The 7,110-nt window shown below is 67.6% G+C and carries 5 protein-coding genes and 1 tRNA gene; 5 read left to right on the forward strand and 1 reads right to left on the reverse strand.

Going from position 1 to position 7,110, the window contains the following annotated elements; all coding sequences use genetic code 11:
• Positions 1–197: 197 nt before the first annotated feature.
• Positions 198–272 (forward strand) — tRNA-Asn (locus ROR02_RS15640).
• Positions 273–434: 162 nt separating this feature from the next.
• Positions 435–1,214 carry a class I SAM-dependent methyltransferase gene (locus ROR02_RS15645; RefSeq protein WP_147164983.1) on the forward strand — a complete coding sequence of 260 codons (780 nt, stop codon included), beginning with the start codon at positions 435–437 and terminating at the stop codon, positions 1,212–1,214.
• A 67-nt stretch (positions 1,215–1,281) separates the two neighbouring features.
• Here ROR02_RS15645 and ROR02_RS17475 read toward each other — a convergent pair whose 3' ends face one another.
• On the reverse strand, positions 1,282–2,700 hold the full coding sequence (locus ROR02_RS17475) for an SEL1-like repeat protein (protein ID WP_147164984.1): 1,419 nt from the start codon (positions 2,698–2,700) through the stop codon (positions 1,282–1,284).
• A 782-nt stretch (positions 2,701–3,482) separates the two neighbouring features.
• Here ROR02_RS17475 and ROR02_RS15655 point away from each other — a divergent pair.
• The 3 genes from ROR02_RS15655 to ROR02_RS15665 all read left to right on the forward strand — a co-directional run bounded on the left by ROR02_RS15655 (position 3,483) and on the right by ROR02_RS15665 (position 7,098).
• Positions 3,483–4,496 (forward strand): NAD-dependent epimerase/dehydratase family protein, encoded by a 1,014-nt coding sequence (locus tag ROR02_RS15655; protein WP_170245151.1) that lies wholly within the window; start codon positions 3,483–3,485, stop codon positions 4,494–4,496.
• 223 nt (positions 4,497–4,719) lie between these two features.
• Positions 4,720–5,883, forward strand: a complete 1,164-nt coding sequence (locus tag ROR02_RS15660; RefSeq protein WP_147164986.1) for a Gfo/Idh/MocA family protein — start codon at positions 4,720–4,722, stop codon at positions 5,881–5,883.
• Positions 5,884–6,402: 519 nt separating this feature from the next.
• On the forward strand, positions 6,403–7,098 hold the full coding sequence (locus ROR02_RS15665) for a hypothetical protein (protein WP_147164987.1): 696 nt from the start codon (positions 6,403–6,405) through the stop codon (positions 7,096–7,098).
• The last annotated feature ends 12 nt before the right edge of the window (positions 7,099–7,110 follow it).

The raw sequence follows: 7,110 nt of genomic DNA on the forward strand, positions 1-7,110 counted from the left end.
TCAGCGGTAGAGCAACCGGCTGTTAACCGGTTGGTCGGGGGTTCGAATCCCTCCTCCGGAGCCATGAAAAAAAGGCAGGTTCTGACGTGGGCCTGCCTTTTTCATGCCGGCCCTCTCTTGACGGAGAGGCCAAAAAGCGGAATTGTTGCGGGCTTCCCGTGATCTGCGGGGGAACGTGCCTGAAATGTAGTGCCTGATCCGGAGTAGCTCAGCGGTAGAGCAACCGGCTGTTAACCGGTTGGTCGGGGGTTCGAATCCCTCCTCCGGAGCCACTATCGGGACCGTTCACCGCAATGGTCCTTGTTTTGAGATGAAATCCCTGGGCAAATCTTGTCCGGGGATTTTGTCGTATCCGCAAGGTCGCTGAATTACCCTCCGTTGGCCCGCCCCCCTCAAGGGCGGGGGATTGAAAAGTCTGGGGATGGAGCAGGACCATGGAAAACGCGCCCCCCTTCACCTCCGGTCAGCGCCTCAGGCTGTACCGCGATCTGGCGGACTGGTATCCCTTGTTGACGCCGGTTGGCGATTACGCCGAGGAGGCCGCGTTTTACCGGGGGATGTTCGAGAAGCACGCCCAAAGGCTTCCCCGGACGCTTCTGGATCTCGGGAGCGGCGCCGGTCACAATGCCGCGTACCTGAAGGAGACCCTGGCCTGTACTCTCCTCGACCTGGAACCGGCCATGCTGGCGTGCAGCCGCCAGATGAATCCTGAATGCGAGCATGTTCAAGGCGACATGCGCACTACCCGTCTGGGGCGTGTCTTTGACTGCGTTCTTGTCCAGGACGCCGTCAATTCCATGACCTCGCGCGACGATCTGGAGCGGGCCATGCGCACGGCGTATGAGCATACCGCGCCCGGCGGGGTCGCCTTGTTCCACCCTGATTATGTCGAGGAAACCTTCAAGCCAGGCACCGATACCGGTGGCAGCGATGGGAACGGGCGGGGGCTGCGCTATCTTGAATGGCGGTGGAGGCCCGATTCACGGGCCGATCTGTACGTGGCCGACATGGCGTACCTGCTGAAGGAAGAGGATGGAACCGTCGAGGCGATCCATGACCGTCACCTGATGGGCCTTTTCCCGCGCGCCGCGTGGCTGGAGCGGATGGCGGCCGTCGGGTTCGATCCTCTCGTGATTTCCTTTCCGCACGAGTGTTCCGGCGAGGCCGGGCGCGAAGTCTTCCTTGGGACGCGGCCCGTCGCCTCGCCCCCCTGAGCATGAGCGGAGCGCCGGCGCGGGCGGTCCGGCGCCGTGCGCGTCCATGTTCCGGCCGGCCGGGCGGTCACGGCCGCAAGGGCGCGGGTGTCTCCTCGGGCAGAGCGGCGGGAGCCTGGGCGCCAGAGCGCGAGGCGTCTTCGTCCAGGCGGCGGTCGATCAGAGCGGCAAGGTTTCGCTTGGCCAGAGGATGGCCGTTGGCGGCGGCCATGTTGAGCCAGCGCAGGGCCTCGCGTTCGTCCATCGGGGTTCCCTGACCGGTCAGGTACATGATCCCCAGGTTATTCTGGGCGCTGGCAAGACCGGCGCGGGCCGCCTGCAAGGTCAGGGAAAAGGCTTCCTTCACATCGCGGGGAACCCCGCGACCCGAAGCGTACATCAGCGCGAGGTTGTATCTGGCCGGAGCGCTCCCCGCGTCCGCCAGGGGGCGCAGCAGGGCCACGGCTTCGTCGAAACGGCCTTGCTGAATGGCGGCGCTCGCCGTGCGCAGGGGGTCGTTGGGAGGAGACGAATCCCCGGCGGCCACGGCGTGGCCCTGGGGCTCGGTGTCGGGCGCGGTTTCGATCGGGGTGGCCCGGGCGGCGCGGGCCCGGGGCGGGGGAGCGATCGCCTCGGGAACCGGGGCGGGGCTGGCCACGGCCGGCGGGGAAGGATCTGGTCCGGGGACGGAGGCGGCGGCGCCGGGCTGTCTGGCCGGGGGCGGCGCGGCGGCGGACCCGGGGGCTTGGCCGGCCGGGGAGCGCTCCACGGCGGCAGACGCCGGGGCGGCCGCCACCGGGGCGGCCACCACCGGCACGGCCACAACGGGGGCGGCCGTGGCCGGGACGGTCACGGGCAGGCCGGTTTCGGCGGCCGGCCCTTCAAACAATGTCGCGGGCGTGGAGGCGATCGGGGCGGCGGCGCTGGCGGCGGCGGGGGGCGGCGGGTTGGACGGCGTGGAAGGAGGCGCGGGCACCGGGCCGGCGGAAGCCGCCGATGCCGGGAGGTTGGACGGCGTGGGCGCGGGGGTCCCGGCGACCACCGGCGGCGGTGGGCTGGGGCGAAAGGCGCGGCTTTTGGGACGATCCCCGGCCCGCGACGCGCTGGCGGTGTCGGCGCGCGCGCAGGGCGGGGCGTCCACCACCAGGCAGTCAAGCCCGGCCTCGCGTGCCGCCTGACAGGCCGCCTGCGCTTCCTCGACCACGCTCACGGGCAACAGGATGCGAATCATCCGGCCTCCGGCGGTCGGGCAATACACGGGCCCGGGGCCCGGGGCTCCTCCCTTGGCGAGGTAGAGGCTCCAGGCCAGGCGGGCGCGTTCCGTCCCCTCGTAGGCTCCCAGCTGGGCCGCCAGCGGGGGGCCTTGTCCGGCGAGCACCCCGGCCGGCCCGGTGGCCCACACGGCCAGGGCCAGGGCGCCAGCCCCGAGGAGGACCCCATCGCGGAACACGGCCGGGGTTTTGTTTCCAGGCGAGGGAGCGGCAGGCATCGTTTTGGCAGGCTTCATCGGAGAATATTCCCGAAAACCCCTGGAAGACGCTGTTCCATGATGCCCCATCCCCCTTCGTCTGCCCCCTGGGCGCCGCTCGCGGCCGCGCGTCGCGGGGGGCACGCTGTCCCACGGGCGGCCCTGTCCCGGTGGTTCCCCGGTCGAATCCGCCGATCTGGTTTCCAAGCTAGGAGGATTGTGCAAACAAACGATTACCACGGCGCTTCCGGGCGCGGGTGTTCCGGAGCCCCGCAAATCTTTGCCATGCGCTTCTTGATGATCGTATATAGTGACGCAGGGACGCGGGGCCGTGCCCGTCCATGCCGCCTTGGCCCCGCGCTCCCGTCTTGCCCTTGTCCCGACCCGCCGCCGGCCAAAACGCCCCCAGATCATGCCCGTCCGAGCCGCTTCGCCCCGTCGCTCCTTTCTCTTCCTTCCTGGGGGGCGGACGTGATTCCTGGCGTCGCGGCTGGCCGGACCGGGGCAGGGCCTCGCTTTTCCAGCAAGAGCAAGGCGGGCGTGAAGCAGGCCCGATTCGCCGCCGTGAACACGGACGGGCGGGGCCTGTCCGCGCGCCTGGCGGAGGAAACAAGGGAAGCCCGGACGAACCGGGCGCGCGCGCCGGCGCGGAGGGACGCAACGGCGCGAGGCGCGAGGCCCCCAGGCGAAACGGATCACCTGCATGCGACGGCGGGCCACGGACGGGCCGGGCAGGACGGGCGACGTCTGATTTCATCCAGGAGTCGGGAAGCCAGCCTTCCCTCCCTGGTCATGCCGTGAAAACACGAGGGGAGACGGACATGCGTACCATTTTGGTGACGGGAGCGGCCGGGTTCATCGGCCGCCACGTGGTGACACACCTGGCCACCCTGGCCGATACCGTGGTGCGGGCGGGAACCCGCCCGGGCGGGCAAACCCTTCCGTCGATTCCGTCCGTGGAAACGGTGGTGGCCGACGTGCGCGACGCCCGGACCCTGGAAACGGCGTTCCAGGGGGTTGACGTTGTCGTTAACTGCGCGTTCGGGGATCGCTGGGTCACCGTCAACGGCACCCAGGCGGTGCTGGCGGCGGCCCGGGAGGCCGGAGTATCCCGGGTCGTGCACCTGAGTTCGACCGCCGTTTATGGCAACACCAAAGGCGTGATCGGGGAAGGCAGCCCCTTGCTCGGTTACGGGGGCGACGAGGACGACCAGGACCGGATGAAGGCCGAGGCGGAGTCCTTGTGCAAGGCCGCCGCCGCCACCGGCCAGTCGGTGGTGGTGCTGCGTCCGGGCGTTGTCATGGGCCCCGGCGCCCCGTTCTGGGGGGAAACCCTGGCCCGGCGCCTGGCGCATCGGGTGTGGGGAACCTTGGATCGCGCGGGCACGGGCGTTTGCAACCTGGTTGACGTGCGCGACGTGGCCCGCGCGGTCGAGGCGGCCTTGACGGCGTCGGTGGCGCCGGGGTCCGCCTATAACATCGTGGGGCCCGAAACCCTGTCGTGGAATGCCTTCTTCGCCAAGTACAACGATGCCCTGGGTCTGCCCGATGTGCGCGAAATCAAGACCGACACGCTGGGTGTGCGCATCCTGACGGGGGGGCCGGCCAGGCTGCTGGCCCGGCACGTGCCGGCTCTGGCGTCGAGGGTCGAGGAAACCTTGCTGGCGGCGCCGAATTTTTCCGAGCTGGATCAATACCGGCGCGAGGCAACCTATCCGACCGACAAGGCAGCCCGCGAACTGGGCTGGCGGCCCGCGATCGGGCCCGACGCCTGCATCGCGCACACGGCCGAGTGGGCCAAGGCCGAGGGGCTGGCCCGCCGGCCGGCGCGCTGACATCCCGTGAAGGCACGTCACTCGCCCGCGAGAACGGGGCGGTGCGTCCTTGGGGCGACCTTGACGCGTGGGTCCCTTACACCAAAGTGGTGGGAGGACCCACGTCGCGGCGCCGGCTCACCGTTTCGGGCCGGACCTCGTGGCTGAAAAAGGGGGCCATTTTGTTTTTGACTGGTCGCATTGCGCTTTATCACCTTGAACACAAACGGGAAGGATTCTCCGCATGAACATCGCGTTCGTCGGCTGTGGGTACGTTGCCGATCTGTACATGCAGACCTTGGGCAATCACCTTGATCTGCGCTTGCTGGGAGCCTTCGATCGGGATGGGCAGCGCATGAGCGCCTTTGCCTCCTGTCACGGGGTCAAGGCCTACGACAGCCTCCAGGCCCTGCTGGAAGACCCCGCCCTCGACATGGTGGTCAACCTCACCGATCCACGCTCCCACGCCGAGGTGACCCGGATCGCCCTGGACGCGGGCAAGCACGTTTTTTCGGAAAAGCCGCTGGCGTCGACCCTGGAAGAGGCCCAGGCCCTGGTCGAGCTGGCCGCCGCCAAGGGGCTGCACCTCGCGTGCGCGCCGTGCACCCACTTGTCGGAAGGGGTCCAGACCCTGGCCCGCGCGCTGCGCGCGGGCAAGCTGGGGCGGCCCCTGGTTGCCTACGCCGAAATGGACACGGGGCGGATTCCGGCGGGTGAGCCCGGGGCCTGGCGGAGCCTCTCCGGGGCGCCGTGGCCGGCCAAGGATGAATACGAGCTGGGGTGTGCCCTGGGCGACGCCGGCTATCAGCTGGCGCCCCTGGTCCAGCTGTTCGGGCCGGTGCGTCGGGTGACAGCCCTGTCCGCCTGCCGCTTGCCCGAAAAGGGCGAAAGCGTGGGCGCCCAGCCCGGCGCGCCCGACCTCTCGATGGGCCTTCTGGAATTCGACGACGGCGTGGTGGCCCGCCTGAGCGTGAGCACCCTGGCCCCGGCCGACCGCTCCTTGAGAGTGGTGGGCTCCAGCGCCACCGCGACCCTGGGCGACGTGTGGGATTTCCCCGGACAGGCCCGGATGAACCCGGTGGGCTCCTCGATCGTTCATCGCGCCTTGCGCAAGGCGGAAGCGTGGATGGCGGGCTGGGCGCCCGGGGCCGCGTTGGGCACGGCGTTGGTGTCGCCCAAGCCCAGCACCATGAAGCGCACCAAGGGCGGCGGCCCGCGCCTCGATTTCGCCCGGGGCATTTCCGTCCTGGCCGAGGCCGTGCGTGGCGGAAGCAACCGCCTGCCGACGTCGTTGACCTTGCACCTGATGGAAGTGTCGCTGGCGTTGCAGGCTCCGGCGGGGTCGGCCGCGCAGGTGATGCGCATCCAGCCCGACGTGCCGCCCTTGTTCGACTGGGCGCAGGGCTGAGGCGTTTTCAGCCGAAAGGGGACCGTTTCGGCGGTTCGAAAGTGCGATGACTCAATAGGGGAGAGTGCCTTCACCGATTCCTTTTGATCGGGGTGCGCTTTCAGGGTCTGCCCGTTTCACGTTGAAACGGACAGACCCTGAATCCCTTTGTTTGAGTTTGTCGTGACGCATTAACGAATGGGAGGCCAGGAACCCCATTCGTGCTATGGCGCCCCCCCCTGACGCGGGTGCGTCAAGCCATGATCGACCGCGCGCCAGAAGACGCCAGGGGTTCGCGGGGGCTTGCCGTCGCGCCCACCGGGTGCGCTCGGAATCCTTGATCGAAGCCATCAGGCGAAGATCCGCTAAAAACAATCAATTCATGGTACCTCACGTTGAGCCCGATCCAGGCGCGACGCTCTAACTCTTTGTTTTTGCGTTTGAATAAGCGTAAAAAGATTCACACTTTACAAGTCCCGTTTTAAGTGCGATGGTTCACCATGAGTTTTTAATAATGAATTTGACTGGAGATGGTTGTTGATGTCTGTCGCGATCATCCCTCTGCCAGACGGCGCAGCGAGTTACGTCGAAATCCCACGCGATGAATGGACCGCGATGAACCAGCGGGCCAAGGTGGTTGTGCAGGACAAGGCGATCTCGTCCGAGGTCACCAAGGTCGTCCCGAACTACCCGCGACTGCTGCCAGCCTGCCAGGACTGGATCGACAAGACCTTCCCCGGGATGATCAGCCACGCGATCCAAGTGGCCGGTTTCGCAACCCAAGCGCAAAAGACGCTGGAAGATCTGCAAAAGGACCTGAAAGGGATCGGCCCATCCGATCCAGTCCCGGATTCCGTCACCTTCATCATCACCGTGAACTACAAGGCGCTGGCAGAGACGGCGCACGAAATCTCGGATGCTCTGGCGCCGCTGGACCCGATGGTGTCTGCCTTCGTGACGGAAAACCGCACCGCGGACGAAACGCTGTCCAAGGATCTGGCGGTGTTTGGCAGCGGTTGGGAAAGCCTGATCGACCCGCTCGACAGCCTGGACAAGGGGCTCAGCGACACCGTCAGTGATTGGACGTCGCTGCGCCGTTCTTTGATCAACGTGTCCGATGGCTCCATTACCGTGACCACGGCGGACCTGCTTTCCCAGGATTTGATCGGCGCAATCTCGGCTTGGGGCGTCGTCAAGGCCGCCGCCGTCGCCCTGGACAGTTGGGCGGGCGGCTAGACTGAAACTGGA

The sequence above is a fragment of the Pararhodospirillum oryzae genome (assembly GCF_007992075.1).
GTDB lineage: Bacteria > Pseudomonadota > Alphaproteobacteria > Rhodospirillales > Rhodospirillaceae > Pararhodospirillum > Pararhodospirillum oryzae.

What these genes read in the sequence shown, in the direction of transcription:
- ROR02_RS15645 (WP_147164983.1), top strand. Translation starts at nt 435, where the DNA reads ATGGAAAACGCGCCCCCCTTCACCTCCGGTCAGCGCCTCAGGCTGTAC.
- ROR02_RS17475 (WP_147164984.1), bottom strand. Translation starts at nt 2,700, where the DNA reads ATGAAGCCTGCCAAAACGATGCCTGCCGCTCCCTCGCCTGGAAACAAA.
- ROR02_RS15655 (WP_170245151.1), top strand. Translation starts at nt 3,483, where the DNA reads ATGCGTACCATTTTGGTGACGGGAGCGGCCGGGTTCATCGGCCGCCAC.
- ROR02_RS15660 (WP_147164986.1), top strand. Translation starts at nt 4,720, where the DNA reads ATGAACATCGCGTTCGTCGGCTGTGGGTACGTTGCCGATCTGTACATG.
- ROR02_RS15665 (WP_147164987.1), top strand. Translation starts at nt 6,403, where the DNA reads ATGTCTGTCGCGATCATCCCTCTGCCAGACGGCGCAGCGAGTTACGTC.